Raw genomic sequence first — 26,197 nt, 5'->3', positions numbered from 1 at the left:
TGCCCCGCACCGTGCAAATCATCATGGAAAATCAGGAAGATGGGCGCGCAGCGCACGGTGCGGAACGCGCCGGAAACCTGAACAAAAACAACCGCCCGCCACAGCCGCACCGTGCGGCCTTTTATCTCGCCATCTTTCGGTCGTGGTGCCTGCCGCCACCCTCTGCGCCCTCCATGACACGCCAGCGCCCGATGGGATGCGAATTGCGGTGCCGCTGCTCATGGCCGGTCCCCACCGGCATCGCGGGCGACGAACAGCCCCTCCGACTGCAAGGCGGTGAGTGCGTCCGGTGCCGCCGGGACGAGCGAAGGGGCATCGTCCGGCGTGCGGTCGGGGGACGCGGGATCGGCAGCGGAAGCGCCGATTTCACGCGCGACGAAGAGCGCCGCCTCGCGCCAGTCGGGCGGCGGAGCGACCGTCGAGCCGCTGCCGGAAGGCCGCTCGCCGAGCAGGATCGGCGTCAAAGCAGCGACATAGGCGCGCGTCTCGGCAGGCAGCGGACGAGCCGTCGCGCGGTATTCATCGTAGCGACCGGGACCGGCATTGTAGGCCGCGAGCATCGCGGCGACATTGCCGTAGCGATCCCACATCTCGCGTAGGTAGGCGGTGCCCGCGAGGATGTTGTCGCGCGGCTCGAAGGGGTCGCGGCCGAGAGCATGGCGGATGCGCAGCTCCGCCCAAGTCGAGGGCATGACCTGCATCAGCCCCATCGCGCCGGCAGACGATATGGCGTGCATATTGCCCGCGCTTTCGACCTGCATCACGGCGATGATCCATGCCGCCGGGATGCCGAACCGCTGCGAAGCCTCTTCGATATGGGCGCCGTGCGGATGCACGGCGACGGCACGACCCATCACGGCGATCTGCGCCAGGCCGGGCAGCGGGGCAATGGCTGTGACGAACAGGCCGGAAAGAAGAAGGAGGAGGATGCGGCGGCGGGCGCCACATCTCCCCGAGGCGGGACGGATGCAGGACGTGACCATGATCACTCCTGCTCGTCGCGCTTCTTTTGGCGGGTCCAGTGCAAGCCCCAGTCGCGGCCGTCTTCGTCCGACTGGAACAGGCGGGCGCGGATCGGCTGCTGGAAAACTAGATCGTCGAGAAGCACGGAGACGAACGGTCCCGCGCGCTCGCCGGAATGTTTCCAGCCTGCGCCGACTTCCGGCCCATACTCATCGCCGAGATGGATGCGATAGGCAGGCGCCTTGTCGGCGTCCGCATTTTCCGACGGCGTGAAGGTCAGCTCGACGTCCAGCGAGAGCGTGCGGAGTCGCCCGGAATAGCCGGACGGGGTGCGGGTAAACTGGCCGATCTGTGCCATGGAAGGCTCCTTTCCTATGCGGTGGAGAAGACGCGGGACGGCTCAACGGCCCCGCTCTGGACGCGCTGTCACCGCATCGGCGCGCGCCAGACAAAGCGGCCCTCGCCGTCTTCGTCGGTGAAAAGCGGGATCGCGTGGCCGATCACCGCCGAGGCGGGGAACGGGCCGAAATAGCGGCCGTCGAGGCTGTCGCCGACGTCCGGGTTCATCAGGAACACTTCGCCCTCGGCGATGACGCGACAGCCCTGCCAGACCGGCAGGTCTCGGCCGAAGCTGTCGTGGTCGCGCGCCTCGCCGAGCGGAACGCCGTCGACGATAATGGCGCGGCCATCGCGGCACAGGCGCTGTCCGGGCAGGCCGAGAACGTGCTTCAGAAGCGGCACGTCGCGTGCGACGTAGCCGCGCTCGACCATAAACGAGGCGAAGGGTTCGGGTGGGATGACGGCGACCAGATCGGGCACCGCGATCCGGTCGTCGGGTGCGACAGTATAGAACCCGATCGGCACGCTGGCCGATGCGTTCCAGACCAGCCTTGGCGCAGTCGGAACGAATCCGGCAAAGGCGATCCCGAGCGTGGCAACCGTCGTCACCATGACATAGCGAAAGCGCGTCATGGGGCGATCTCCCGCCGCCAGAGCCATGCCTGATGACGCTCCGCGGTGTAGGGACGCGGCGCTTCGCCTGCGTTTATCCAGTGGGAGACGTGCCGCCAATGATCGGGATCGACTTGGGCCGGATCGACACCTATGGCCTCGATCCCGTCGACATGGCGAAGGACAGCCTCGACCTTCGGCCAGCCTTCGATCTTCAGCAGGATTTCGCCGCCTGGACGGACGAAGGGCAGCGTCTGATAGGACTGGCCCGGCGCAACCGCGCGCAGGATGTCGAGGCGCGAAATGATCGTGCCGTGGTCGTTCGCCGCCCAGCGGACGAACGCAAACACCGTGCCGGGATGGAAGAATACAACACGCCGGTTGCGATCGAGGATCTGCTCACCAGTCGCATGGCCGAATCTGATCCAGTATTCGGTCTTGCCTTCCACCCAGGTCAGTTCCGCGCGGGTCAGATCGCCGTCATGGGCGTCGATGCCGATCATGGGCGGTCTCCCCCTATGTCGGGAAACTCGCGCGCCAGCAGGTCGCGCAGCATGTCGGCGACGGTGATGCCGCGCTGGAAGGCCGCGATCTTGATGCGGCCGCGCAGCGCCGGCGTGATGTCCACAGTCAGCCGCGCCGAATAGGCGTCGGCGGTATCCGTGCGCTTTGGCGGCGCGTCGCCCGCCTTGATCCAGTTATCGGGATCGGCCGGGCGCGTAGCGAAGCTGCGCTTCTCGGTGCGCGCCGTCATGACGAAATTCCGTCATGGAATGGCAGCACGGTGGCGATGCGCGCCCGCGCGCACTCGGCCATGTCGGGGTCGATCTCGCAGCCGAGATAGCGCCGGCCGGAAAGCCGGCAGGCTTCCCCGGCCGCGCCGGAACCGGCGAACCAGTCGCCGACCAGGCCGCCTTCGGGGCAGCTCGTGCGGATCAGGATCTCCAGGAGCGCCGACGGCTTTTCGGTCGGATGGATGGCGCGGCCGTGGCAGTTGCGCAGGTAGATGACCGAGCGCATGAGGCGCGGCCCGCCGTCATGGCTGACATAATGGCCGGCGTCGATCTGGCCGGTATGGGGCGGGCGCTGCTTGCGCCGCACCGTGCGGGCCGTCGCGTCGGGCGTGGTCTGGACGTCGTTGTAGATGTCACGCCAAGCGGTCTCGGCGGGATAGAACTGGACGGCCAGTTCATGCACCCGCTTGAAGCGGTCGGCATGAAAGCCGGTGCCGTTCTGCTTTTCCCAGACGATCTCCTGCGCGATCCGCAAGCCGGCGTCAGTGAAGCGGTCGGCGGTCGCCATGAAGCTGCGCAGCGAGCCGAAGACCCAGAGCGAGCCGGTCGGCCTGAGGGCGGCGCGCGCCAGCACGACCCAGCCCTCGACGCGCCGATCCCAGGCGAGCGAAGTGTCGCCATAGGGCGGATCGGCGATGATCATGTCGTAGGGTGCGTGCCAGGGCATTTCTTCGCGGCAGTCGCCGGTAAGGATCGTCATGCCGATACCCTCCCGATCCCCAGCAGGCCGATCTCGGCGGCCAGGGCGGCAATCTCGCGCGCGGCGGGTGATCGGCGCCCGATCTCGCGGACGAGCCGCCCGGTCTGCGCGGCGTCGGCGAAGACGACGCGCTGGCCGATGGCGCTGGTGAGCACGGGAGGATCGTGGTCCGCCAGCGTCTCGGCGGTCTCGCGGGCGATGACGGTGCGGGCACCGCAGCGGTTGAGCACGAAGCGGGCAACGAGCTGGGGCCGGTAGATGCGCGCCTCCGCCAGGAGGGCGAGCATCTCCGCCGAAGCCCAGCCGTCGAACGGCGATGGCTGCACCGGGATCAGCACGAGATCGGCGGCGAGCAGCGCGGAGCGCATGAGGCCGGCGACGCGCGGTGGCCCGTCGATGACGATGCGATCGACATCGCGGGCGAGTTCGGGCGCTTCGCGATGCAGCGTGTCGCGGGCCAGGCCAACGGTGCCGAAGGCGCGTGGCAGGCCCTCACGCGCGCGTTGTTGCGACCAGTCGAGGGCGGAGCCTTGCGGATCGGCGTCGATCAGGGTGACGCGCTTGCCACCCTGAGCCAGTTCACCGGCAAGATGCAGCGCCAGCGTCGTCTTGCCGACACCGCCCTTCTGGTTGAGGAGCGCGATGATCATTTGCACCCCCCCGGCAGATCGAGAGGCAGGCGGGGTCTTTCTGCAGATTCAGGAGCCTCGGTTGCGCCTCGATCAGATGCCGGTCGAGGCGATGCCGGGGCGTCGGATGCCCTCTTCTTAGCGGCTCTACCAAGGCTTCTGGCGGTGTCGCGGATGAGGTTTTCCACATCGCGCGCGCGCTCTTCAAAGTTAGACTCTTTGTTAGACTCTAAGTTAAGGGCGCGATTTCCTGAATGGGTTCCGGGTGTTAAGCCCGGTTTCGGTTCCTGATAGCACGAGCCTCCGGTTCCCGATAGCACGATAGTCCGGGTTCCTGATAGCACGAGGCCATCCACAGGTTTTCCACAGGGCGCGACCGGCTCGAAGGCCAGCAGCATCCGCCCGCCAACCTCAGCTTCGAGAAACAGCGAATAGCCCGGCAGAGGCTGGCGCCGGATGATGTCGCGCAGCTCGAAGGCGAAGCGCTTGAACGGCGACAGGCTGCCGGATTTCTGGTGAAGGTGACGGAAATCGAACCGCCAGCCATCGCGCTGGCGGCCGCCGTGCTTGCGCACCAGGCGGTAGAGCCAGCGGTCGAGGCCGCCGGTGAGATCGAAATAGGTCCGGTCGATGGTCAGCACGAGCGCATCGTCGAGGACGGCTTGGTAGAACCAGTCCGGCACGATCATCTCGATGCCGTCGGGTCGGCCGTTGCGGTCGGTGCGCTCCTGCCATTCGTTGATCCACGAGAAACGATGACGGCGGCCTTCGGTCGGCTGGCGGATCGAGGTGGAAATCGTGGTCGATTGCAGCCGGTCGAGCGCCGCCTTCAGCCGCTGGTAGTCGCGAAGCGACGTGCCGCGCCCGACATAGGTGAGAATCTCATAGGGCGTGGCGGCCATCAGCCGGGAGGTGCGAAGCCCGGCATCGCGGGCTTCGACGATCTGGCTCGCGGCCCAGATCAGGATGTCGGCGTCCCAGATCGTGGCCATGCCATGATCGGGAACCGCCTCGACCCGGATGGTCACGCTGCCGGCAGCGAAGTCGATGGGCGCGATGCGCTTCGACTTGGCGAGGGAGAAGAAGGGATAGGCCATGAGATCCTGCGCGTCTCGTGGCGCGAAGTCGCCGGGGAGCGCCCGGAACAGGTCGAGCTGCCCGCGCTCAGAAAGGGATCGGCGTCGCACCGTCATGAAGGGAACCGGCTGCGATCAGCGGGCGTAACGACCGGCCTGCGGGCCGGACGGAAGCGACTGACGCTTGGCGGGCAGCACTGAGCCACGCGGATCGGAGGTGGAGGTCACCGCGCCGCGCTCGGTCCAGGCCTCGAGATCGTCGATGGCATAGACCACACGGCCGCCGAGCTTGCGATAGGCAGGCCCGGTTCCGTAGGTGCGGTGCTTTTCGAGGGTCCGGGCCGAGAGGCTGAGAAAGGTCGCGGCCTCCTTGGTCCGTAGAAAACGCGGCGGCAGGACGACGGGTTCATGTGGCATGATCGGGCCTCCGTGGGGTTGCAAGCGGCCGCTGCGGATCAGCGGCGGGCAATGACCACGGTGGCGCAGGAAGAGCGGCGAGTTGCAGGGCGAAGTTGGGGGGTATCGAAATCGCCCACCATCAGGGCAAAGGATCGCGTTATCGTGGGCGGCGATGACGAAGGAGTTTCCGATAACCGCCGGCGACCATGGAACGGGCGTCGCGCAGGAGTGCCTTGATGGCATGACGGGCCGAGGACGCCTGCCATTCGTCCCGCTCAAGCCGGCCGGTGTTCAGAAGAACCCGCGCGATCTCCTGCTGCGTGACGCCGGCCCGATGGCCATCGAAGGCCCGCAGCATCCGTCGGAGGCGTGCGCGTTGCTGGCGTGTCAGGCGCGTATCCGGCGGGATCGCGCGACCATGCAGGGCCGAAAGGAAGCGTTGAATGGCCTCGATCCGGTCGAAACCGGCGAGGCTGAGAGGGACGATGGCGACCGCGATCGCGTCCCCCTTGATGGCACCGTCGAAAATCTGGAGCTTCTGCCCGTTGCCGAGCGGAAAGTGAAACTCCGCACCTGCATTCTCGACCGCGTAGTCGATGCGCCAGTTCTGCGGAGTGACGTCAGCGCTGTCGCCAAGTTCCGAAGGGACCCCGGTCAGCACCACCACACTTGTGTCCTCCGCCGGGAGCCAAAAGACCGGCGCATCGGGTGGCGGGACCAACGGATCGACAGGGAAATCGCAACCCCCATCGCTGCCGGATCCGTTCGGTCAGCGGTTGGGGGTCTCCATGGTCGGCAATTGAGGCTTCAAAATCTGCGTCATAATCGTCATTGCGGCGTAGCCATTCCCAGGCCAGATCGGATGCCGTCAGTTCATCCAGATGGTCGTATTGCGCCGACGAACGCCAAGTCGATGCGTCAGGGGTCATCGCGGCCTCCCGGGTCTACTCAAACGAATTGAGAAGGGTCAGGATTCCCGCACGCGTTGAATTGAGGAAGTCAGGCGATGGTCAACAGGTGATGCGCGGCACGCATCACGCGTCAGGAATTGCGCTGGCTTTCGCGGACCAGCTCGCGGTAGCCGTGTTCGGTCATCCAGTGCGCGCGGGCGAGGTGAGCGTCATGGATGGACCGGCAATGCTCGGGGTCATGTTCGGGATCGAGGCCAAAGAGAACCTGCACAGCTTCGCGCCAATCGGCGCCATCACGCTCGGCATCGAGCAGGCGCATGTAGAGTTTCATATGCTCGCGATCATAGGACGTCAGCGTCTGGCTGGACGGTGGCTTGTCGAGGAAAGTCTGTGTCGGGCGTCCCATCATTCGCTCACGTTTGGGTAACGTATTTGTTAACCATCTTCGGCGGAAGACAGCCATTCCTTTTGACGAGAACCTGACATCACGCTGGCCGCTGTTTCACCGTTTGTCGGTGTTGACCGTATCGTGTTGCAGCAACACGCCCTCGCCCTTATCCGTCGACAAGAAAACGATCCCGGCCGCTTCGAGAGCGCGGCGCACCTGGTCGCGGGTGGACTCGAACACCTCGAGCCCGCTTTGGGATTCGAGGCGTTTGAGTGCGGTCAATGCGACCTGGGCCTTGTCGGCGAGCGTCTCCTGTGTCCATCCCAGTAACGCGCGCGCAGCCCGAGATTGGCGAGCGGTGATCATACATGATCACCTCCCACCGGGATACGCACGCACTCCAGAACTACGACTATAATAGTCGTTCTTGCTGTGAGCACCAGCCGAAATTCAGGTGCAATTATCAAGGATAGAGAGGCGACGCTCCCGTCCATGCCCGTCTGATTCGGTCGCTGGACCTTGCCAGACGCGGCAGGCGCGATCCGGTGAAGCAGGGGAGAAGTCCGGCGGCTTGCGCCGCCGGGCCTCGGGTTCCCGATCAGAACGGAATGTCATCGTCGTCGATGAACTTGCCGTCGTCGTTCTGGGTCTGCTTCGCCCGGCTCAGGAAATCGACCGTCTCGGCGATGATCTCGCAGCCGTAGCGATCGACCCCGGCGGCATCGGTCCATTTCGTGTAGTGGATGCGGCCGCGAACCAGAACCTTCATGCCCTTGTCGCAATGCTGCTGGACCGTCTTGCCGAGGCCGTTGAAGCAGGTGATGCGGTGCCATTCGGTGTCCTGGACCCGATAGCCGTTCTCGTCGCGCAGGACGCGGCCTTCCGAATAGCGGGGGCGCGAGGTGGCCAGGGTGAAGTGGGTGATGCCGGTGCCGCCCTGGGTGGTGCGGGTTTCGGGGGCCTGACCGATGTTGCCGGCGAGGATGACGATGTTCTGCATTGTAGGTCTCCGTTGCTCCTCGGAGGGACCGTCCCTCCGACGAGACCCGGCCAAGGCCGTCGGAAGACTCCCGCAACTGCCGCCCTTGCGGCAGCTTGCCCCTAAGGCCCCAGGTGGGGCGGGCAGCCGCGTTTGCGCGGCAACACGGCTGGGAGCCGCGGGGGTTGCTGGTGGAAGCCGAACGGACTTAGGGGATCAGTCAGGCGGAGGGATGGTGCTTTCGAAAGCAGATCGGGGACGCACAGCAGAACCATCGTCCTTGCTGGCGACAGCGACCAGGCAGGCCCCCATGCGAACCGAGACCACCGGCATGGCACTCCTTCAACCGTCTTTGCCGGTCACCGTCGTGTCCGCCGCCGGAAGGCCATGTCATCCGCGATGTGATCGGACAGGCTATCGGGTTCTCAGGTCCGGTATGGCGCCGCCCTGCTTCATCGGCCAAAGGCTCGGTCCCTCAGCATCGTGAAGGGACAAGGAAGGTGTTCGCGAAGGCCCCACGAAACGACGTGGACCGATGCAGCGGGGCATCGACCGCACGGGACCACGGTTCGCACCGCAGACCATTTCAAGCGCCGCGAGAAGCAGACCGGGTGCGATGGTGACATGCTGCGACGAACTGCTTTTCCGTCTTGGGCGAAACGACCGGGGCTCGGCGGCGCAAGCTGCCGGCCTTCCTCAGAAGTGGCTGATCGCGTCTGCCGTTTCAGCGCGAGAACACCGACTCGCCGAGGGCGTTCAGATTGACGATGGCCGAGATGCCGATGACGAGACCGCCCATGCCGCCGAACAGGTTGAGAACCAGCCCCGAGTCGATGGCGTTCTTGGTGATGCCATAGACAAGGGCATAGCCGGCGATGACGGCGGGCACGGCGAAGAGAGCGAGCGCAATGAGCCGCAGGGCCGGGTTCTTCGCGAAGCCAAGAGTCACGATCACAAGCGCGATCGAGAGCACGGCGGCGCCGATGGCCATGAGGCCGGACATCACGACCCCGGCGCCCGCGCCCCAGGCATATTGCGCTGCCGTGATGCCTGCCATGACGGGCAAGGCATAGATCGCGAGATTCCAGGCGATCACGCAGGCCGCGATGGTGAGCGAGATGGCGAGCAGGATCAGCGTCATGGAAACCTCCAGAGAACGGTTGGGGATCACGACAGGCTGCCGGGAGATGCGCTCCGCCTGCGACTATGCTGCTTCGCCGGTTCTGCAAGGATGTTCCATCAAAGGCGCGGCCTTGCATCTTGTCAAGTATCGGCGGCCGAAAGCCGCCAGGCGGCGGCGCTTACGCGCCGCCGTCGAACTTCATGACCGGGATGCCGAGCTTGCGGGCCTTGTCGGCGAGATTCTCCTGAATCCCGGTGCCGGGGAAGACGAGGACGCCGACCGGCAGCACGTCCAGCATGGCATCGTTTCGCTTGAACGGCGCCGCCTTGGCGTGCTTGGTCCAGTCGGGCCGGAAGGCGACCTGGGGCACCTTGCGGTGATCTGCCCAACGGGAAGCGATCAGTTCGGCTCCCTTGGGCGACCCGCCGTGCAGCAACACCATGTCGGGGTGCTTGGCATGGACCTGATCGAGCTTCGCCCAGATCAGGCGGTGATCGTTGAAGTCGGCGCCGCCGGTCAGGGCCACCTTCGGGCCGGGGGGCAGCATCACCTCGGTCTCGGCCCGGCGCTTCGCGGCGAGGAAATCGCGGCTGTCAATCATCGCGGCGGTCAGGTTACGATGGTTGACCATCGAACCGCTGCGCGGCCGCCAGGCGCTGCCCGTGTGGTGCTCGAAGGCCTCGGCGGCAAGGTCGCGGAAGAGTTCCATGCTGGCGCGCCGTTCGATCAGGGTCTGCCCTTCTGCCGTGAGGCGTTCGAGTTCGACCGATTTCACCTCGCTGCCGTCCTGTTCCCGCTGCATCCGGCGCTGCGCCTGCTCGTTGTCGTCGAGATCGCGTTCGACCCGGCTGGTGGCGCGGTGGAAGAGATTGACGGCGCCCCAGAGCAGTTCTTCGAGATCGGGTTCGAGACGGGTGTCACTGAGCGTCGCCACAAGGGCGTCGAAGATGTCTGTGACGGCTACAGCGACGGTATTGCCCTCGGGGAGCCGTCGCGGATCAGGTTCGTCCTGGAACGGGCGCCAGCCGTAGAGCTGGAGTTCGGTGAGGGCGTGATCGGTCTGGGAGGAGGTGTGGACCGGCTCGGCCCCTGCATATTCGGGATCAATCGTCATCGGGAGCGTCCTTTGTCTGGAGACCGCGCCCATCGCGGCCTTCGCAGGCGTCGAAGCGCACGGGCGAGGCGGGTTGGCAGCCCTCGCCCGCTCCGCGAGGGCCTCGATGGCCGGGGTGGGCTATTTTGACTTTCGCGATGCAAAGGCGGGGCCAGAGACGGGGTCCCCACGCGACCTGTCGCGTGGGGTGGCTCCCCGCCGGCGGAAAATAGTCCACCCCCGGCCATTGCCAGCCCGGCCCGTTTGTGCGCCGATCGCCCTCTCCGAAGGCCGTGGGTGCGGGACTCTCCGACGAAGGATGCGGCTGCCGATGGCGAGTGGTTGAGCCCGGCAGGGGATGAAGCAGGACCACGCCACCGGGACCGATCATGCGCTTACCCCGCCATGAAACGGCGGACGTCTTCGGGATGAAGCTGATCCTTCAGGGCCGCCCGAAGGGCATCGGCACCGTGGCGTCGCAGATCATCGTTGAAATCGCCCCTGAGCGGCGTGAGCGATATCGCCTCGATCCCGAGGCTCGCTGCTCGGGCGACCAGGCGGTCTCTTGCGCCTTCCCCGGCCGGGTCGCGATCGCGCAAGACATAGAGTCGGCGCAGGGTCGGCGGGAACAGGATGGCGGCGAGGTGAGCGGCGGAAAGCGCCGCCAGCATCGGCATCTTGGGCAGAACCTGACGGGGCGACAGCACGGTCTCGATGCCCTCGCCAGCCGCGAGCACCACACCGGCATTGCCGAAGCGGACGGCGTGCCCAAGAAGGTCGCCCATCGCCCGCCGCGGTGTCTCGACAGGCGCCTTGCCGGAACCGTCCGGGGCGAGCCATGTGCGATGCGCGCCGGTCTGGTGGCCGGTGAGATCGGTGACGGCGGCGACCATCGCCGGCCTAATCTCGGTGGGCGCATGCTCGTTGGGCCTGTAATAGCACCGGGGATGGTAGCGCAGCGCGGTGGTGCCTTCGAGCGTGGTGATCGCTCGCCGGTTGAGGTAGATCGCAGCAAGGGTGCCGTGGATCGGCTGCGCCATGGCGAAGAGCCGCCGCGACGCTTCAGGCGAACCGGGTGCCGCGCCGGATGTGCTGTCGGTCGGCGCTCTCGTCTTTGCCGGTTCGGGATGCGGGAGGGCGAGGAAGCGGCGCGCTTCCTCAGCCACGTCCTTGAAATCGGCGAGGCCGAGCGCCTCGCGGATGACGTCGAGAAGGTCGCCATGCTCTCCCGTCGCCATGTCACTCCACTTGCCCGCCGCGCCCTTGCCGGATTCCGGGCCGGTCAGTCGCACGAACATGGAGCGTCCTGGGGTGTTCTGCACGTCACCGACCAGCCAGTATCGCCCAGTGCGTTGGCCGGACGAGAGATAGTGGCGGCAAACCGCCTCGGCCTCGCGGCCAAGGCGGATCGCCAGTTCGGATGCGTCGTGGCACAGCATCAGGCTGCGTCCCGCTCGCCGATGCGTTCGACCGGCCAGCGGTCGAAGAGCTTGGCTAGCACGGCGGGACCGCTGGCATCGACCGGCACGAACATGCGCAATTTCCACGAGATGATCTCGTGGAAGAGACCGTAGGCGGTGAGACGCTGGCGTATCGTATCAGTGAAGCCGGAGAGTTCGATACGACTCACACCCATGACGCGGGCCCTACGAAGCTGGAGTTCCTCGGCGAGATCGAGGATCGTGCGGCCTTCCATCAGCGCCGCGAAGGCGTCGTCCGGGGTAATCGACGCGATGCCGGTCGTGGTGGCGTTGGCGGCCCAGGCCGGCGAGACCTTGCGGCCGATGATGCGCTCGCCCGCGTCAGACTGGAGCCGATAGACGCGGGTGGACTCGTTCGGCAGCCGCTTCCAGATCGGCAGCAGCAGGCCCGTCACCATATGCAGGGTGCTGTCTGCGAACTCCGGCACCTCCGCAAGTTCCGCATTCCAGGCCGCAGCGAATGCGTCCCGGTCGGCCTCGACCCAATGGGTCTCGCCCATCATCCTGATGGGGATATTGTGCGCTTCCATCGGCCGGATCAGCCTGACGCGGCGCTCGATCTCGCCATCGTCCAGCATGACGCTGGTGGTGGGGATTTGCACCGCCGCGCGGCCTGAGCGCCCGTTGATCAGGAGCTTCGCGCGCGGATCGTCGAGTTCCGCTAGGGCGGCATCGAGCATGACGGGCCGGTTGCGCTTGCGTTCGGTGATCGTCAGCAGGCTGGTCTCGGCCCCGGTGCGGGGATGGGTGTAGATCACCTGACGGTCGGTGACGGTGAAGCTCTCGGCGCGCAGCGTCTCCAGCCCAGCGTCATAGATGCCGGACGCGATGGCGCCCTCGATCCGCGCGGTCAGAAGCTGCTCGAAAGCGCTGAAGAGAACGCCCTGAAGCTCGACGGTCAGCGCCAGCAGCCGGTTCAAGAAAGTCGTGATGGCGGGCAGCTCGTCCTTGATGCCGTTCGCGTCCATCAGTTTCAACCCGGTGGCGGATTCGAAGCGTTCGAGCGAACATCCCTCGACCTTGCCGCGCACCAGCAGGAGATAGAGCTGGCGCAGCGCGTCGCGGGCGTAGGGACTTTCCAGATTGTCCTCGGGCCGGAACAGGCCCTGGCCGCCGGTCTGGCGCTGGCCGCGCGTGATCGCGCCCAAAGTGTCGAGGCGGCGGGCAATCGTGCTGAGGAAGCGCTTCTCGGCTTTCACATTGGTCGAGATCGGCCGGAACAGCGGCGGCTGCGCCTGATTGGTGCGATGCGTCCGGCCAAGGCCCTGGATGGCGGCGTCCGCCTTCCAGCCGGCTTCGAGCAGGTAATGGACGCGCAGCCGGGTGTTCTTCGCTGACAGTTCGGCGTGATAGCTGCGCCCGGTGCCGCCGGCATCGGAGAACACCAGCACCCGCTTCTGATCGTCCATGAAGGCTTGCGTCTCGGCCAGGTTGGCCGAACCGGCGCGACTTTCCACGACGAGCCGGTCGATGGTAACGCCGCCGCCGCGCTTGCGGACGATACGACGCGAGCGGCCCGTGACCTCCGCCACCGTGTCGGTGCCGAAATGCTGGATGATCTGGTCGAGCGCGCCGGGAACCGGCGGCAAGCTGGCGAGGTTGGCGATCATCTCGTCGCGCCGGGCCGCGGCCTCGCGGCTCTCGACCGGCTGGCCATCACGATAGACCGGGCGCGACGACAGGTTGCCCTCCGAATCCGTGAACGGCTCATAAAGCTGCACCGGGAAGGAATGAGCGAGGTAGTCTAGGACATACTCGCGCGGCGACAGGTCCATTTTCAGATCGCCCCATTCCTCGGTGGGGATCTCTGCCAGCCGCCGTTCCATCAGCGCCTCGCCGGTCGAGACGATCTGGATGACGGAAGAATGTCCCGCTTCCAGATCGGCCGTGATGGACCGGATCAGCGTCGGGGTTTTCATCGACGTCAACAGGTGCCCGAAGAACCTCTGCTTGGCGCTCTCAAAGGCCGAGCGGGCGGCGGACTTGGCCTGCCGGTTCAGCGTGCCGGACCCGCCCTCGCCGCCGGTGATGTTGGCGGCCTGCATCGCCGCATCGAGATTGTTATGGATGATGGCGAAGGCATCGGCATAGCTGTCGTAGATGCGGACCTGTTCAGGGGTCAGTTCGTGGTCGAGCAACTCGTATTCCACGCCTTTGAAGGACAGCGAGCGGGCGGTGTAGAGGCCAAGCGCCCGCAGGTCGCGCGCCAGCACCTCCATCGCCGCGACGCCGCCGGCCTCGATCGCCTCGACGAACTCCGCCCTGGTCGAGAATGGGAAATCCTCGCCGCCCCAGAGACCGAGCCGCTGCGCATAGGCGAGATTGTGGACGGTGGTGGCGCCGGTGGCCGAGACATAGACAACGCGGGCATCGGGCAGCGCGTGCTGGATGCGCAGCCCGGCACGGCCTTGCTGGCTGGCGGCGACATCGCCGCGTTCTCCCTTGCCTCCTGCTGCATTGGCCATGGCATGCGCCTCGTCGAAAATGATGACCCCATCGAAGTCCTTACCCAACCATTCGACGATCTGTTTGACCCTGGAAAGCCTTGTCCCGCGGTCGTCGGAGCGCAGCGTGGCATAGGTTAGAAACAGGATGCCTTCGTTCAGGGTGATCGGCTTGCCTTGGGGGAATCGCGACAGCGGCGTGACCAGCAGCCGCTCCATACCGAGGGCCGACCAGTCGCGCTGCGCGTCTTCCAACAGCTTGTCGGATTTACTGATCCAGACGGCTTTGCGCCGCCCCTGCATCCAATTGTCGAGGATGATGGCGGCGGATTCCCGCCCCTTTCCGACGCCGGTGCCGTCGCCGATCATATAACCCTGCCGGAAGCGGATGGCGCCCTCGGCGTCTTCCGGCGCGGCCGACAGGGTGTCGAGCGTGTCATCGACCGTCCAGCCCCCGGCGAGGAATCCCATATGGGCCTCGCCGGCATAGATCACCGTCTCCAACTGCGCCTCGGACAGCCTGCCGAGAATGTCTTTGGGCAGCACCGGACGATAGCTCGGCTTCGGCGGCGCGATGCTCGCCATCGAGGCCGACTGCACGAGCTGGGTAGGATGCGCCTGCGCCCCGTCGATGCGGATGGTCTGAAGCCCGTATTCCTCGTAGATCGCGTCGGAGAGGCGGCCGCCCTCGGCCGGTTCCCAATCCACGGTCTCATAGGCGAGCGGCACGGCCTCCGGTTCCGCAAGGGGCGCGGCGGGCGCGGATCGCGCGGCGCGGTTGACGTAGCCGCGCACGGTGCGGGGCGCGGTGGGTCGTGCGACCGGCACCGTCAGGCCGGGATCGACCGGCAGCCGCGTGGGAAGCAGGTCGGCTAGCCAGGCGATCAGCGTGGCCACGTCCGGCGCGACACCAGGCGCTGCCGGAAACACCGCCGCATCTTCGGCCGGCAGCTTGTCGATGACCGTGAGCCGGGTCGGGACAGTGGTGCCTTGCTTGGCATAGACCGAGCCGTCGATGGCGGCGGAAAAGGTGACGCGACCGCGTTCCTGCAGCCGGGTCCAGGAGGCGGTCCACGCCGGATTATCGGGGGCGAAGCTCGCCCCGGTGATGGTCACGAGCCGTCCGCCGGGCGCAAGACGCGCCAGCGCCGAAGCGACATGGCGGAAGGCAGCATCGGCCATGCGGCCCTCGACATGGGCCATGACCGAGAACGGCGGGTTCATCAGCACAACGGTCGGAACAAGGCAGGGATCGAGATGGTCATCGATCTGGGCCGCGTCGAAGCGGGTAACGGAAAGGGCCGGAAAGAGGGAAGACAAGAGGCCGGCGCGCGCCTCGGCCAGTTCATTGACGAGAAGCGCGCCGCCGGTGATCTCGGCCAGGATAGCGAGGAGCCCGGTGCCGGCCGAGGGTTCCAGCACCCGATCAGCGGGCGTGATCGCCGCCGCCGTCACCGCCACGAAGCCGAGCGGGATCGGGGTGGAGAACTGCTGAAAGGTCTGCGCTTCCTCCGACCGGCGCGTATGCGTCGGCAGAAGCGCGGCGATCCTGCCGAGCTGCGGCAGGATTGTGGTGGGAGACCCGGCTTTGCGGAAAAGTGCATTGCCGTATTTGCGCAGGAAGAGGACGGTCGCCGCCTCGCAGGCATCATAGGCGGTCTTCCAGTCCCAAGCGCCGGTGGCATCGGACGTGCCGAAGGCGGCCTCCATGGCGCCGCGCAGCGTGGCGGCGTCGACACGCTGACCGCGTTCCAGATGCGGCAGCAGCAGACCGGCAGCGGTGAAAACGCAGGCCGCGGTCTCAGCGTCATGGTCGAACGGAAGCGGCGCGGTGGCGGATGCCGCCGCGGATGCGGAAATCATGTTCATCGGGGATTCCTCGGGAGAGCAAGTCAGGATCAAGCCGGGCAGCGCTCTCTCTCGACCGCACCGGCTCAAACCCCTTCCGGCCCATCTCTCGCTCTGAAGCCGTGGCGAAAGCAGGCATGAAACAAGCGCCCGACCGTCAGGCTGGGCGCTTGTGGGTTTCAGTCGATGGCCTGGAAAATCGCCGCCGCCTCCGCGTGATCGGCGGCATGCTCGTAGAGGCGACCATAGCCCTCGGCGAGTTCGTCGTCATCGTAGCGGAAGGAAAGATGCGAGAAGGCGAAGAGCGTGGCGATGATCCCGGCGGCATCGCTTGAGACCTCGCCCTCGAAGCCGTTGCCTTCGCAGAACAGGCGGCAACGGGGCTTTGAGGTCGGCGCGAGATAGAGCGGCTGGCCGGCGCGTTCGTAGAAATCCCAGAGCCCGCCGCCGTAATCGCCGGGGCTGAGTATCTCCATGAAGCGAAAGACGGTATGCTCGCCGATGATGAGCAGGCGCCGGCCAAAAAGGCGCGGCAGGAAGTCCATGCGGCGCTCGTCGGGGACGCGGATTGCGGATTGGGAAGCAAGTTCGGGCAAAGCCATGATCGGTCTCCGAGAGGGAAAGGGGCACCTGCCGGACGACCCTCTCTCAACCCGTCCGGGGGCACCTGTTCCCGGCCCTCCTTTCGCTCTGGGGGCTTGAAGTGGACCATTATCTGGACCATCTTGTGCAGAATAGCGGAGAACATCTGGAGTGATATGCGATGAGGGTTTCTGTCACCGAGGCGAAGGGGCAGCTCACCGAACTGGTGAAGCGGGCCGAAGCCGGCGACGAGGTGATCCTGACGCGGCGGGGCCACGAGGTCGCCCGCCTCGTGCCGGTTGCCGTGGTGGCGACCCCGAAAGGCCGGCGCGCGCTGATGGAGCGGGTCCGGGCCACGGCGCGGGGCAAGGCATTGCCCGGCGCGGCTGCCGCGCGCAGCCAGGATTTCCTCTACGGGGATGACGGGATGCCGGCATGATCGCCGTCGATACCTCGGCGCTGATGGCCATCGTGCTGGACGAGCCGCAGGCCGAGACCTGCATGGTGGCGATCGAGGCGGCAGACGGCCTGCTGATCTCGGCCGGAACAGTGGCCGAGGCGCTGATCGTCGCCGGGCGGCGCAATGTCGGTGAAGAGATCGCCGCCCTGGTCGAGGGCCTTGGGTTCGAGGTGGTCTCCGTCACTGAAGCCTCGGCACGCAGGATCGCCGAAGCCTATGCCCGCTGGGGCAAGGGCGTTCATCCCGCCGGACTCAACTACGGGGATTGCTTCGCCTATGAGGTCGCCAGCGAACGCGGCTGCCCGTTGCTCTTCGTCGGCGACGACTTCTCACGGACGGACCTGCTGTCGGTTCTGTGAGGCAGCGCAGAAGGGTTTCAGCCGAAGCGCTTTCCATCAACTGTGAAGCTGTATTCGTTGGCAACGATGGCCTCATCGACCGCCTCATCCGAAGTCAGGTAGTCGTATTCGCGCTCAAGCTGGCGATAAAGCCAACGGGCGAGATCGCGCAATGCCTCCATGACGGTCTCCTCGGCATCGGCGGTCATGTCCTGCCAGGTCGGGCTGTCGCGGGTGACCGAGATCGCCATGCAGTATTCGTGATAGTATCGCCCCCGATGGGTCGCCTCGGCGGTCAACTGGTAGAAGTTGCGGCGTTGCGCCTGGTGCAGGGCATCCGCGATGCGGTGCAGCTCCACATCCTTCGGCGCATAGGTACGGATTTCCGCCGCCGTGCCTTTGCGATAGGAATAGTGGCCTTCGAACGCGGCGCCATCGCCCTGCGACCAGAAGCCCGTAAACCAGATGCAAGGCTCTTGTCGCACGCCGCCGCCCATGAGGCGGACGGTGCGGCTCTTGATGCCGATGCCGAGGATGTCCGCGATCCGCCGGAAATCCTCATAGACGGCATCGTACCAATCGTAGTCGAAGCCGCCCTCGCGATACCAGGCGCGGGCATTGTCTTTCGCGGCTTCGGAAAGCTCGTCGAGCCGATAGACCTTGGTTTCGATGACGTCAGGCATTGGGGTCGCCCCCGTCCAGAACGGTGGAAAGCCAACCGTCGGTGTAGATCCAGTCCACCGTCTCGCCGGTGGCGAGGTCGAGGACATGCGCGCCGCCCCCGAACCCGTCGATTCTCGGACGTGAGCAGGTATTGGCGTATTGCATCCCCCATAGCCCGGTCAGGCCGAACGCGGCGGCACAGCGTTTGACGAACTGGATGACATGCTCGGGATCGCCGGTGCCGTCATCGCGCATCCAGAGCTGGGTGCCGCCATGTTCGGGCTGGATCGAAAGCATGAAGCCGTCCGAGGGCGGATCTTCGGCGGCGTTTTCGCGCGCCAGCGCGTTGTAGAGATCAAGCGCGCGGGCGGCGTTCTCGGGGCTGCCCACGTCGAGCAGGCAGGAGAAATGGATGAAGTAGTCGGCCATGTCAGGCTCCTGAAACGAGAAGGCCCGGCGCGGGGCCGGGCCTAGTGGATGGAAAGGGGCGACAGGTCAGGCAGCTTGTGGCAGCCGCAGCAGATCGGCAGTCGTCTCGCGCCAGAAGGGATCGACCAGCCGCGCCTCGAGCAGGCTGGCGCGGTGGCGGAGATCACGAGCCGATACCGCATCGCCGCGCCCGGATGCCGTGAAGGCCATGCCCCGCAGACGGCTGGCCTCCGTGACGGTGCGGCGAGCCTCGGCGTCGGAGGCGACCGGATGCTGCCAGAGCACGATCCCGGCCCGGACCTCACCGGCAAGGACAAGGCCCAGTTCGTTGTCCTGAATGACCATGACGCGGGGGCGAAAGCGCAGCGCATCGCCCTGTCCAACGCGGAAATCACCGCGCGCAACGCGCTGGCTGGCGATGATCAGCGCCTCTTCGGGGGATTGGCACTGGCCGATGACGAGCGTGCGGTCGAAGCCGCCGACGTCATCGCTTTCGTCATCGCTGGCGATACCGATGCAGGAGATGCGCAGCGGCAGCTTCTGGGCATGACGCAGCCGGGGCAGGATCTGTCGCGCGACAATTTCGCCGATCGAGGCGAAAGTGGTGTGGTGGGAAAGGCTCATGGGGAATGCTCCGCGACGGACGGCGGAAGCCCCTCTCCCGCCTCACAATCCGTCACGGCCAACCGGCCCGCACTCTTACTCTCCCGTCCCGACGGTGGATCGTCCCGCACCTCGGCGGGACGATCCGGCGATCAGCACCAGGGCTCACGCCGCCCGGCCCAGGTTCTCGCCAGCCCTTCATCGACGAGAATATCGCCGACATCGCGGCCTTCGACGCGTATCGCCGCCAGGGTCCGGCCATAGCGGTCGGTCCCCTGACGCAGGATTTCGACCCGCCGACCTTGCAGGATTTCCGCCAGCCTGATCTTCGCTTGCCGGGCAAGGTCGGTTTCATGGATGCAGCGGCCCTCCATTTCGGGAGCGTCGATGTTGAATATCCGAACAGCTTCGGACTGCTGTCCCATACCCAGCCGGATCGAGTCACCGTCCCAGACGCGGATTTCCGCCGGTTCGCAGGAAGCCGTGCAGAGCAGGACGGAGATGACGATATGGCTGAGCATGGCAAGAGGCTTTCATAAGGGGGAGGCTGACGCGACTGCTCAGACTTCTTCCTGAAGTCGGCCATTGACGCAATGCGGATCGACCTCCGCCTCGATCCGCTGCGTCCGCCCCATCCAAGGCGCCGGGTGGATTGCCCGCGCCCAATCGGCGAAGGACGGGATACGGCCCAGATCCTCGCGGACATGCTGCTCCCCGACCCATCGGGCCGGGATCACCCTGCCGGTGGACAGGGTGATCGTCGCCCCGAAAATGGTCTCGGCCATGAAGATGCCCTCGGCATGGTGGCGAAGCACGCGATGACGAAAATCGGCCAGGATCTCCTTGCTGGCATCGAACCAGCTATGGATGGGCAAGTAATCCTCGACCGTGCCGCCCCATTTCTTCACCGACGAGAGCGCATGATGATAGGGATGTGCCATTTCCGCCCCCTCAGAACTCGTGACTGTAGAATTCGGTGGCGGTGTAGCGCTCGTTGTAGTCGAGCGTGATGGTGCGCGCCGCCACATCGAAGCTGAACTCGCCATAGGCGCCATCATTGTTCTCCCAGCCGCCATGGGTTTCCGAGAGGAAGTCATAGGCGAGCTGTTCGATGGCCGCCTCAACGCCCATTGAGATTGCGGTCACCTTGTCGGTTCCCCATGCCACCGTGGCAATGGTGATCTCGCCCTGCGGCAGGTCCACGGTCCGGTCGTCCGATTGCGCGGTGATGTCCTCGATCTGGCCGCTGTCGCCAGAACCGTCGAAGGTGACGGTCACGAGAGTGATGCCTGCGGCGGCCAGCGCATCGAACAGCGCCGTCTTGTTGTCGGGACGGACCGCTTCAGCGCGACGGTTGCGCTCATCGCGCTCGGCGAAGAAGCGCGCGACGCTGGCGGCCATGTCGAATTCCGGCGTGGCTGGTTTGTCGGTATCGGTCATTGGATGATCCTCCAGGAGAGCGGGATGATATGGCCCGGCGGCGCTCTCCTCTCCTTCCGCCAGGCTCGCCCCGATCCCGGCCCAACTCTCCCTTTCCAGAGCCGAGGCGAGGCCTCGGCACCGCCGCTGGCGATGCGCAGCCTGCGCATGGCACAAGGCCCGGCTGCGCCTGACGCGGGCCGGGCCGTCGGGCGGAGGCGCTTTCGCGCCTCAGCCGAAGGGATCGAGTTCGAGCTTCACCATCTCTTCGTCGCCGTCGAACTCGTCGGCGGGCATGGCGCCGTGGGTGCCGTCCCCGGCCTGGAACACGACGATCACGACCATCAGCGTGGTGGCGAGGCTGGCGGCGAAAGCGGTGGCATCTGCGTAGGACATGGGTTCCGGCTCCTGTCTTTGGAGGCGGGGGACCATCCCCCGCGCGACAGGCGCCCGAAGTGTCTGACCGGATCTGCAATCACCCTCGGGCGTTCGGATTCTTTCCGAATCCCCGAGGGCGGCACGCGCGCGTAAGCCGACCCCACCGGGGTTGAATGCAAAGAGACGGTCGGCCCAAGGTTAGCGAATGGAAGCGGGGGATGGTGCTTTGCGTCGAGCCGGTGCCGGAAACCCGTCGCAGATGCTTTGCTGCGCCAGCCTCGTTGCCGGCGGATATTCAGGGTGTGTTTCAGGCCGGGGACGGAACCCGTTGCCCCCACAACACCAAGGAGTTGGCGCAATGGTGAAGCTCGAACTCGATCCATCGCTGCTTGTGCAGCGATACCCGATAGCCCCGTGTGCAAGGTTCGGCTTTCAGGGCCGGTCAGTCCCAGAACCCATCGGCGATTTCGCGGGCGATCATGGCGCGGGCCTTCATCATCACATCGTCGCCGGAGGTGTCGATATGACCGAAAAAGCGCGTCCGGGCGCCATGGGCCGTCCAGTCGGCATAGCGGCAGTATTCGCGGGCATCGAGCCGGAAGGCGCGCATGTCCTCGGCCCAATGCGGTTTCGGTTCCACGATGACGGTGACGCCGTTGCGGGTTTCCTCCCAGGGAAGCGAGCGCTCCGATGGCGGATTGCGGCGGTCATCGGCGAAGATTTCATCGACCGTCATCATGATGCGCCCCCATCTTCGGCCTTCTCGACAAAGCCGGCAGGATCGTCGGGATCCGGCGGCAGATAGGCGTCATAGGGGTTGCCGCTTGCGAGATGGCCGAACGGCGTGAAGACGTAATCACCCCCGTCGCGGCCGACCGCGCACAGGACATAGCGTGTCTCACGGGTCGCGGCGTCGAGGCATTCCATAAGGGCGAGATTGCCGTCATCGGCAGCACGAAGCAGAGTGTCGAAGTTCGTTCGAACGGGATCGGGAATGGCCATTGTGTTCTCCTGAAACGAAGAAGGCCCGCCGTCACGGGACAAGCGGGCCGGATGAACGGGATCGGCGATGGTCACGCGGCAGCTCGACCCTCGACGGCATCGGCGCCTGCCTCGTCGGCGGTGATCTCCTCGAGGCGCGCGCGGCTGTAGCCGTTCCTGGCTAGCCAGAGTTCGGCCGCCTCGTGGTTCTCCGCGAGGTGCAGCAATTCGACGTTCTCTCCGACATCCTGCACAACACGGACCTGACCGATCTTCGGGCGTTCGACAACCCGGAAGCTCAGATCGCTGTCGATGCCGTAGCTGCGCATGATGGTGATGAGGATGATGCCGCCTTCGCCGAAATCACCCTCATGCAGGGTGAAGGACGGCGGCGTCGTGTAGGTCGGGCGCTCGCGGCCCGGTTCCTTGCGCACGAGGCGACCGGCCCCGTTGCGGGATTTCCACGCGGCGAGCTTCTTGGTGAAACGTGCGGGCGGTTTCGGCTGGCCGTCGCTATAGGCCACGAGCGAGCCGAGAGGCGCAATGTCGAAAATGAGGGAAGCGGACATGATCTTGCTCCTGAAACGAAAGCGGCCCGGCGAGATGCCGGGCCTTCAGATGGAAGGGATGGAATGCGGGGCGGCGGAGGCCGCCCCGCTGCTGCGCGTCACTCGGCGGCGACGAGGGCCTCCGGATCGTCGGCGGCCTCGGCCGTGTCCTCATGGCCACCGGCGAGGAAGTCGGGCAGCGCCACGCTGTCCTCGTCCTGATCGGTCGCGCCATCCACGGCCTGCGCCTCGATGGCGGGGCGCAGCGGCTCCGGCAGCCAGCCGGTATCGGCCAGGAGCCGTTCGGCCTCCTTCGCCATATCGCCCTTCTTGAGATGCGCGATGAGATCGGCCGCGCGATCGCCGGCGCCCTCGCGCACCGCCTCGATGATGCGGGTCTTGGTCACGCGACCCAGGTAGTTCTCGACCGTGGGCCTCCAGCCCGCTTCGACGAGATCGAGGCCGGTGGCCTGTGCCAGCCGTTCGGCCTCGGCCATGCGGCGGTCGAGACCGTGCTGCGAGATGCCATTCCCCGAATAGGGGTTGGGCCGCTCGTAAAGCGCGTTGACCCCGAAACTGACGCAATGGGCGAGCAGCGCCAGGCGGCTGGCATCGTCGAGACCGTCGATCCAGTCCCAGAGCCGGTCGTCATCGCCAGCGGGGATGTCGCCCCGCCAGGCGTCCGCGCGCTCGTCGATCATCTTCGCGGCGGCGCTGTCAGCGAGCCCGGTCGCATCCGTGGGAAGATAGATGTGACGCACGGCGGCATAGAGGCTGGTTCCCGAGGTGGCGGTGCGCTCGAAAGTATCGAGAACCAGCTTGTGCAGCAGCGCCGTCATGGCGACGCGCGGATTCTCGGCAAGCGCATTGCGCAACGCCAGCGTCCGCCAGGCGGTCAGGTCGGTCACCAGCCGCTCGGGCAGCGGCTTGACGGCATCGTCCTCCTCTTCATCGCCGTCCGGGACCGGCTCGCCGCCGACGGTGATAGCCGCGCGCTGCACGGTATCAGGATCGGACGGGTCGGCACCTTCGCCCGCATCCTCACCATCGACGGTCTCGGGCTGCTCGTCCTCGGGGCGGACATAACCGGGACTGACGATCAACTCGCCATCGCGGTCGATGCTGACGAAAACACCGGCACGGGCGATGTCTTCCGGCGCGAAGGTGACGGGCCGGTTCTCGAAGCCTTCCAACTCGGCTTCGATCTCCCCGAGCCGCTGGTCGATCTCATCGGGCAGGTCGTCGGCTTCTGCATACTGCGCTTCGAGTTCGTCATACTCGTCGCGCAGCGCCTCGCGGGCGGTGCGCTCCTCGTCGGTCAGCTCCTGGGTCACACCGACCAGCCTGCGCAGGCCGTTGGAGTAGCCGTAGGGAAGCTCGACCGCCGCGTCGATCCACTTCCAGCCCTGACCGGCGGTCTCGTCGGCGACGGCGCGCAGCTTCTCGTCAACCAGGCGGTCGAGCAGCGTGACGTCCTGCAACCAACCGCCGTTCTCGTCGGAGAAGAGATCGCGCAGCACCGGGCCGCCCGCCGCCTCATAGGCGTCGATGCCGATGAAGCGGGCGCGCTTGTCGGCAGCCGGAACCGTGGTCTCGGTCAGCAGGCTGCGGATGTGCCAGGGCTCTTTCTGCCACGACGTGCTGATCCGCTCCCAGACCTGCTGCTGGCGCTCGTGGTCGGGATTGACGGTGAAGGCTTCCAGCATCGCCAGCGTCATCTCGTTGCGCGCATAGGCGTCGTGCAGCGCCGGCGCGACGGTGGCGAGGCGAAGGCGCTGCATGATGTAGCGCGGCGTGGTCCGCCAGGCGTCGGCGATCTCCTCCTTTGACATGCCCATGTCGAACATCCGCTTGAACGCCTTGAACTGGTCGAGTGGATGCAGGGCGAGGCGCAGCAGGTTCTCGGCCAGCGAGTCGTCGACGGCCGAGGTCTTGGCATCGGCCTTCTTGACGATGCAGGGGACGAGGCCGTCGGCCGGGAAGCGACCGGCCTCGACGAGGCGCGCGATGGACCTGTAGCGGCGGCCGCCGGCCGGTGTCTCGAAATCGCCGGTCTCGTTGCCGTCCTCGTCGAGGATGGCGCGAACGTTGAGGCCCTGCACGAGATCCTCGCGCCGGTCGATGTCATGGGTAAGTTCGTCCAGACCCGCCTCGACGTCAGTCTCGCGAACATTGCTGTCCGACAGCCTGATCCGGTTGAACGGAATGTCGCGCGCCCGTGAAAAGACGATCATCGGGGCGACGGGCTTCTTCCTGGCAGCTTTGGCCATGGTGATTTCTCCGCGACGGGCGGCCGGGAGCCTCTCTCTCGACCTCCAACCCGTCACGAAGCAAAGCGCCGCCCTCTTCCTCTGAAGAGCGCGACGCCAGGCCACAAAGCCGACAGCCGGAAATCAGGACTCCCGGCTTTCCGTATCTACGGATGTGCGGGTGAATGCCGCACCGGCGCGGTAGAGAACACGTTCGGCCGCACGGATGCTGCCGGTCTCGCGCGCAGCCTCCGCCCAGACCGAGATCGGGACATCCCCGGCGAAGAGCAGATCCCGCTCGATCCCCATGCCGAAGGGCAATCGGACCTCGCGCAGCTCTTCCATGCTCCACGAGCAAAGTTCGGGGTAGCCGATATCGGCCAGGCCGAACATGATGTCGCCGCCCTGATCCAGCTCGGTGGCGAGCCAGACACCCGCGCCAAAGGGGTTGAAGAATTTCACGACGGGGATGTGATCCACATCACGTTGGCGACCATTGGCCAGAAGCCGGTCGCGCTGTGTTCCGGTCAGGAGGATCATGCCGCGACCCTCCCTTCGATTGCAGCCGGAACCGGCTCCCCGGCATCTTCGGCCGGCAGATGCGACAGCAGCCACAGTCGGCCGCCTTGCTGGCCTGTCAACGGCGGTGCCCAAGACCGTAACGCTCCTGTTCTGAAGGCCATTCCATGTCCGACGCCACGACCCATCTCATGCTCCCGTACATCCTGGCGGCGCAGGCCCAGAAGCACGTCACCCACAACGAGGCGCTGCGGATCCTCGACGGGCTCGTCCAGCTCTCCGTCCTGGACCGGGATCTGACGGCGCCGCCCGGTTCTCCCACTGATGGCGACCGCTACATCGTCGGCTCGGGCGCGACGGGCGACTGGGCCGGCTGGGACCTGAACGTCGCGCTTTGGACCGACGGCGCCTGGCTTCGCCTGCCGCCCCGCAACGGCTGGCGGGCATGGGTCGAGGACGAAGGTCTGCTACTCGTTTATGACGGCGCGAGCTGGATCGGCACCACGCCCGCGGCGCTGCAAAACATGGCGCTGCTGGGTGTCGGCACGACAGCGGATGCCTCGAACCCGTTCTCGGCCAAGCTGAACGCTGCGCTCTGGACCGCCAAGAGCGTCGCCGAGGGCGGCACCGGCGATCTGTTCTACACCATGAACAAGGAGGCCGCCGCAGACGATCTCGGGCTGACCCTGCAGACCGGCTTCGTGACCAAGGCGCTGGTCGGGCTCTTCGGCTCCGACCGCTTTCGGCTCGCGGTCTCTGCTGACGGCAGCACCTTCTTCGACGGGCTGAGCGTCGACAACGCCACCGGCGTCGTCGATCAGCCCCGGCTGCCGCGCTTCAAGGCATACACCAACTACGACAACTATGTTGGAGTGGGGGCCTGGACGAAGATTGGCCTGAACAACACCGACTACAACGACCAAGGCGCGTTCGACGCCGCGAACAACCACTTCGTGGCGCCCGTGGATGGCACTTACCTCTTCGGCGCCACGCTGCTCTACCAGGTCAATTCCAGCACGACCGCGCGTATGCGGGGGCGGCTCGTTCTGAACGGCACAACCGAAATCCGCGGCTCCTTCGGGGAGATCTCCGCCACCCACGTCTCGCTCGCCACCACGATCTGGCTGCAGACCATGGTCCCGCTGACGGCAGGCGATACCGTCGAACTGCAGGGGTATTTCCGGGTCGCGGACGGCTACTTCGCCGCCGATCACACGTCCTTCTGGGGCTGCAAGATCGGCTGAGCGGT

The 26,197-nt window shown here is 66.1% G+C and carries 34 protein-coding genes; 3 read left to right on the top strand and 31 right to left on the bottom strand.

Annotated features, from left to right (window positions below):
- Positions 1-218: 218 nt before the first annotated feature.
- The 19 genes from ABWW28_RS22260 to ABWW28_RS22170 all read right to left on the bottom strand — a co-directional run bounded on the left by ABWW28_RS22260 (position 219) and on the right by ABWW28_RS22170 (position 16,381).
- Positions 219-983: a lytic transglycosylase domain-containing protein gene (locus tag ABWW28_RS22260; protein ID WP_012092634.1), complete on the bottom strand. Its 765-nt coding sequence runs from the start codon at positions 981-983 to the stop codon at positions 219-221.
- A gap of 2 nt (positions 984-985) precedes the next feature.
- Positions 986-1,321 (bottom strand): DUF736 domain-containing protein, encoded by a 336-nt coding sequence (locus ABWW28_RS22255; protein ID WP_066816297.1) that lies wholly within the window; start codon positions 1,319-1,321, stop codon positions 986-988.
- A gap of 68 nt (positions 1,322-1,389) precedes the next feature.
- Entirely contained in the window at positions 1,390-1,935 is a 546-nt protein-coding gene (locus ABWW28_RS22250; RefSeq protein WP_012092632.1) for a S26 family signal peptidase, read from the bottom strand.
- Positions 1,932-2,417: a DUF2840 domain-containing protein gene (locus ABWW28_RS22245; RefSeq protein WP_012092631.1), complete on the bottom strand. Its 486-nt coding sequence runs from the start codon at positions 2,415-2,417 to the stop codon at positions 1,932-1,934. The genes ABWW28_RS22250 and ABWW28_RS22245 overlap by 4 nt, the downstream gene beginning before the upstream one ends.
- Positions 2,414-2,668 carry a hypothetical protein gene (locus ABWW28_RS22240; protein ID WP_066816300.1) on the bottom strand — a complete coding sequence of 85 codons (255 nt, stop codon included), beginning with the start codon at positions 2,666-2,668 and terminating at the stop codon, positions 2,414-2,416. Before ABWW28_RS22240 ends, ABWW28_RS22245 begins: the two co-directional genes overlap by 4 nt.
- A complete protein-coding gene (locus ABWW28_RS22235; RefSeq protein WP_012092629.1) occupies positions 2,665-3,408 on the bottom strand; it encodes a DNA-methyltransferase in 744 nt (247 codons plus the stop codon). Before ABWW28_RS22235 ends, ABWW28_RS22240 begins: the two co-directional genes overlap by 4 nt.
- Positions 3,405-4,058 (bottom strand): ParA family partition ATPase, encoded by a 654-nt coding sequence (gene parA, locus ABWW28_RS22230; RefSeq protein ID WP_012092628.1) that lies wholly within the window; start codon positions 4,056-4,058, stop codon positions 3,405-3,407. The genes ABWW28_RS22235 and parA overlap by 4 nt, the downstream gene beginning before the upstream one ends.
- On the bottom strand, positions 4,055-5,230 hold the full coding sequence (locus ABWW28_RS22225) for a replication initiator protein A (RefSeq protein WP_039194769.1): 1,176 nt from the start codon (positions 5,228-5,230) through the stop codon (positions 4,055-4,057). Before ABWW28_RS22225 ends, parA begins: the two co-directional genes overlap by 4 nt.
- 18 nt (positions 5,231-5,248) lie before the next feature.
- On the bottom strand, positions 5,249-5,530 hold the full coding sequence (locus tag ABWW28_RS22220) for a helix-turn-helix transcriptional regulator (RefSeq protein ID WP_039194768.1): 282 nt from the start codon (positions 5,528-5,530) through the stop codon (positions 5,249-5,251).
- Between the two features lie 139 nt (positions 5,531-5,669).
- Entirely contained in the window at positions 5,670-6,173 is a 504-nt protein-coding gene (locus tag ABWW28_RS22215) for a DUF2285 domain-containing protein (protein ID WP_258125058.1), read from the bottom strand.
- On the bottom strand, positions 6,133-6,441 hold the full coding sequence (locus ABWW28_RS22210; RefSeq protein ID WP_073469400.1) for a transcriptional regulator domain-containing protein: 309 nt from the start codon (positions 6,439-6,441) through the stop codon (positions 6,133-6,135). The genes ABWW28_RS22215 and ABWW28_RS22210 overlap by 41 nt, the downstream gene beginning before the upstream one ends.
- 112 nt (positions 6,442-6,553) lie before the next feature.
- On the bottom strand, positions 6,554-6,829 hold the full coding sequence (locus tag ABWW28_RS22205; RefSeq protein ID WP_039194909.1) for a DNA -binding domain-containing protein: 276 nt from the start codon (positions 6,827-6,829) through the stop codon (positions 6,554-6,556).
- A 96-nt stretch (positions 6,830-6,925) separates the two neighbouring features.
- Positions 6,926-7,177, bottom strand: coding sequence for a helix-turn-helix domain-containing protein (locus ABWW28_RS22200; protein WP_012092622.1), 252 nt, complete (start codon positions 7,175-7,177; stop codon positions 6,926-6,928).
- A 232-nt stretch (positions 7,178-7,409) separates the two neighbouring features.
- Entirely contained in the window at positions 7,410-7,811 is a 402-nt protein-coding gene (locus ABWW28_RS22195) for a single-stranded DNA-binding protein (protein WP_012092621.1), read from the bottom strand.
- Positions 7,812-8,514: 703 nt separating this feature from the next.
- The gene (locus ABWW28_RS22190) at positions 8,515-8,931 is read right to left on the bottom strand and encodes a hypothetical protein (protein WP_353392175.1); all 417 of its coding nucleotides are present in this window, start codon (positions 8,929-8,931) and stop codon (positions 8,515-8,517) included.
- A 160-nt stretch (positions 8,932-9,091) separates the two neighbouring features.
- Positions 9,092-10,027: a DUF2493 domain-containing protein gene (locus tag ABWW28_RS22185; RefSeq protein ID WP_196108343.1), complete on the bottom strand. Its 936-nt coding sequence runs from the start codon at positions 10,025-10,027 to the stop codon at positions 9,092-9,094.
- Positions 10,028-10,401: 374 nt separating this feature from the next.
- Positions 10,402-11,445, bottom strand: coding sequence for a DUF7146 domain-containing protein (locus tag ABWW28_RS22180; RefSeq protein ID WP_196108342.1), 1,044 nt, complete (start codon positions 11,443-11,445; stop codon positions 10,402-10,404).
- A complete protein-coding gene (locus ABWW28_RS22175) occupies positions 11,445-15,800 on the bottom strand; it encodes a strawberry notch-like NTP hydrolase domain-containing protein (RefSeq protein WP_353392173.1) in 4,356 nt (1,451 codons plus the stop codon). Before ABWW28_RS22175 ends, ABWW28_RS22180 begins: the two co-directional genes overlap by 1 nt.
- 158 nt (positions 15,801-15,958) lie before the next feature.
- Positions 15,959-16,381: an antirestriction protein gene (locus tag ABWW28_RS22170; protein ID WP_012092616.1), complete on the bottom strand. Its 423-nt coding sequence runs from the start codon at positions 16,379-16,381 to the stop codon at positions 15,959-15,961.
- Between the two features lie 161 nt (positions 16,382-16,542).
- Between ABWW28_RS22170 and ABWW28_RS22165 the strand changes: the two genes are divergently transcribed.
- Positions 16,543-16,800: a type II toxin-antitoxin system Phd/YefM family antitoxin gene (locus ABWW28_RS22165; protein WP_028034381.1), complete on the top strand. Its 258-nt coding sequence runs from the start codon at positions 16,543-16,545 to the stop codon at positions 16,798-16,800.
- Positions 16,797-17,180 carry a type II toxin-antitoxin system VapC family toxin gene (locus ABWW28_RS22160; protein ID WP_012092614.1) on the top strand — a complete coding sequence of 128 codons (384 nt, stop codon included), beginning with the start codon at positions 16,797-16,799 and terminating at the stop codon, positions 17,178-17,180. Before ABWW28_RS22165 ends, ABWW28_RS22160 begins: the two co-directional genes overlap by 4 nt.
- Positions 17,181-17,197: 17 nt before the next feature.
- On the opposite strand, the gene ABWW28_RS22155 is transcribed toward ABWW28_RS22160, so the two are convergent.
- The 12 genes from ABWW28_RS22155 to ABWW28_RS22100 all read right to left on the bottom strand — a co-directional run bounded on the left by ABWW28_RS22155 (position 17,198) and on the right by ABWW28_RS22100 (position 24,969).
- A complete protein-coding gene (locus ABWW28_RS22155; protein ID WP_196108339.1) occupies positions 17,198-17,842 on the bottom strand; it encodes a DUF8835 domain-containing pootine in 645 nt (214 codons plus the stop codon).
- Positions 17,835-18,251 carry a hypothetical protein gene (locus ABWW28_RS22150; RefSeq protein WP_196108338.1) on the bottom strand — a complete coding sequence of 139 codons (417 nt, stop codon included), beginning with the start codon at positions 18,249-18,251 and terminating at the stop codon, positions 17,835-17,837. The genes ABWW28_RS22155 and ABWW28_RS22150 overlap by 8 nt, the downstream gene beginning before the upstream one ends.
- Positions 18,252-18,317: 66 nt before the next feature.
- Entirely contained in the window at positions 18,318-18,875 is a 558-nt protein-coding gene (locus ABWW28_RS22145; protein WP_039194755.1) for a hypothetical protein, read from the bottom strand.
- A gap of 131 nt (positions 18,876-19,006) precedes the next feature.
- Positions 19,007-19,375: a thermonuclease family protein gene (locus ABWW28_RS22140; RefSeq protein WP_012092610.1), complete on the bottom strand. Its 369-nt coding sequence runs from the start codon at positions 19,373-19,375 to the stop codon at positions 19,007-19,009.
- 39 nt (positions 19,376-19,414) lie between these two features.
- Complete coding sequence (locus ABWW28_RS22135) at positions 19,415-19,795, bottom strand: DUF6915 family protein (protein WP_353392169.1); 381 nt, start codon at positions 19,793-19,795, stop codon at positions 19,415-19,417.
- Positions 19,796-19,805: 10 nt separating this feature from the next.
- The gene (locus ABWW28_RS22130) at positions 19,806-20,294 is read right to left on the bottom strand and encodes a DUF6878 family protein (protein WP_012092608.1); all 489 of its coding nucleotides are present in this window, start codon (positions 20,292-20,294) and stop codon (positions 19,806-19,808) included.
- A 210-nt stretch (positions 20,295-20,504) separates the two neighbouring features.
- On the bottom strand, positions 20,505-20,669 hold the full coding sequence (locus ABWW28_RS22125; protein WP_166507195.1) for a hypothetical protein: 165 nt from the start codon (positions 20,667-20,669) through the stop codon (positions 20,505-20,507).
- Positions 20,670-21,093: 424 nt separating this feature from the next.
- Entirely contained in the window at positions 21,094-21,390 is a 297-nt protein-coding gene (locus tag ABWW28_RS22120; protein WP_012092597.1) for a hypothetical protein, read from the bottom strand.
- Complete coding sequence (locus ABWW28_RS22115; RefSeq protein ID WP_012092596.1) at positions 21,387-21,653, bottom strand: DUF6117 family protein; 267 nt, start codon at positions 21,651-21,653, stop codon at positions 21,387-21,389. Before ABWW28_RS22115 ends, ABWW28_RS22120 begins: the two co-directional genes overlap by 4 nt.
- A gap of 71 nt (positions 21,654-21,724) precedes the next feature.
- Entirely contained in the window at positions 21,725-22,201 is a 477-nt protein-coding gene (locus tag ABWW28_RS22110) for a UCP036055 family protein (protein ID WP_012092595.1), read from the bottom strand.
- A 98-nt stretch (positions 22,202-22,299) separates the two neighbouring features.
- Positions 22,300-24,450 (bottom strand): ParB/RepB/Spo0J family partition protein, encoded by a 2,151-nt coding sequence (locus ABWW28_RS22105; protein ID WP_058097004.1) that lies wholly within the window; start codon positions 24,448-24,450, stop codon positions 22,300-22,302.
- Between the two features lie 123 nt (positions 24,451-24,573).
- Positions 24,574-24,969: a DUF2958 domain-containing protein gene (locus ABWW28_RS22100; protein ID WP_058097005.1), complete on the bottom strand. Its 396-nt coding sequence runs from the start codon at positions 24,967-24,969 to the stop codon at positions 24,574-24,576.
- 146 nt (positions 24,970-25,115) lie between these two features.
- Between ABWW28_RS22100 and ABWW28_RS22095 the strand changes: the two genes are divergently transcribed.
- On the top strand, positions 25,116-26,192 hold the full coding sequence (locus ABWW28_RS22095; RefSeq protein WP_285294787.1) for a DUF2793 domain-containing protein: 1,077 nt from the start codon (positions 25,116-25,118) through the stop codon (positions 26,190-26,192).
- Positions 26,193-26,197: the final 5 nt, after the last annotated feature.

Origin of the sequence: Brucella sp. NBRC 14130 (assembly GCF_040371715.1) — a bacterium.
GTDB lineage: Bacteria > Pseudomonadota > Alphaproteobacteria > Rhizobiales > Rhizobiaceae > Brucella > Brucella intermedia.
This window is presented reverse-complemented; position numbering and strand designations above follow the sequence as displayed.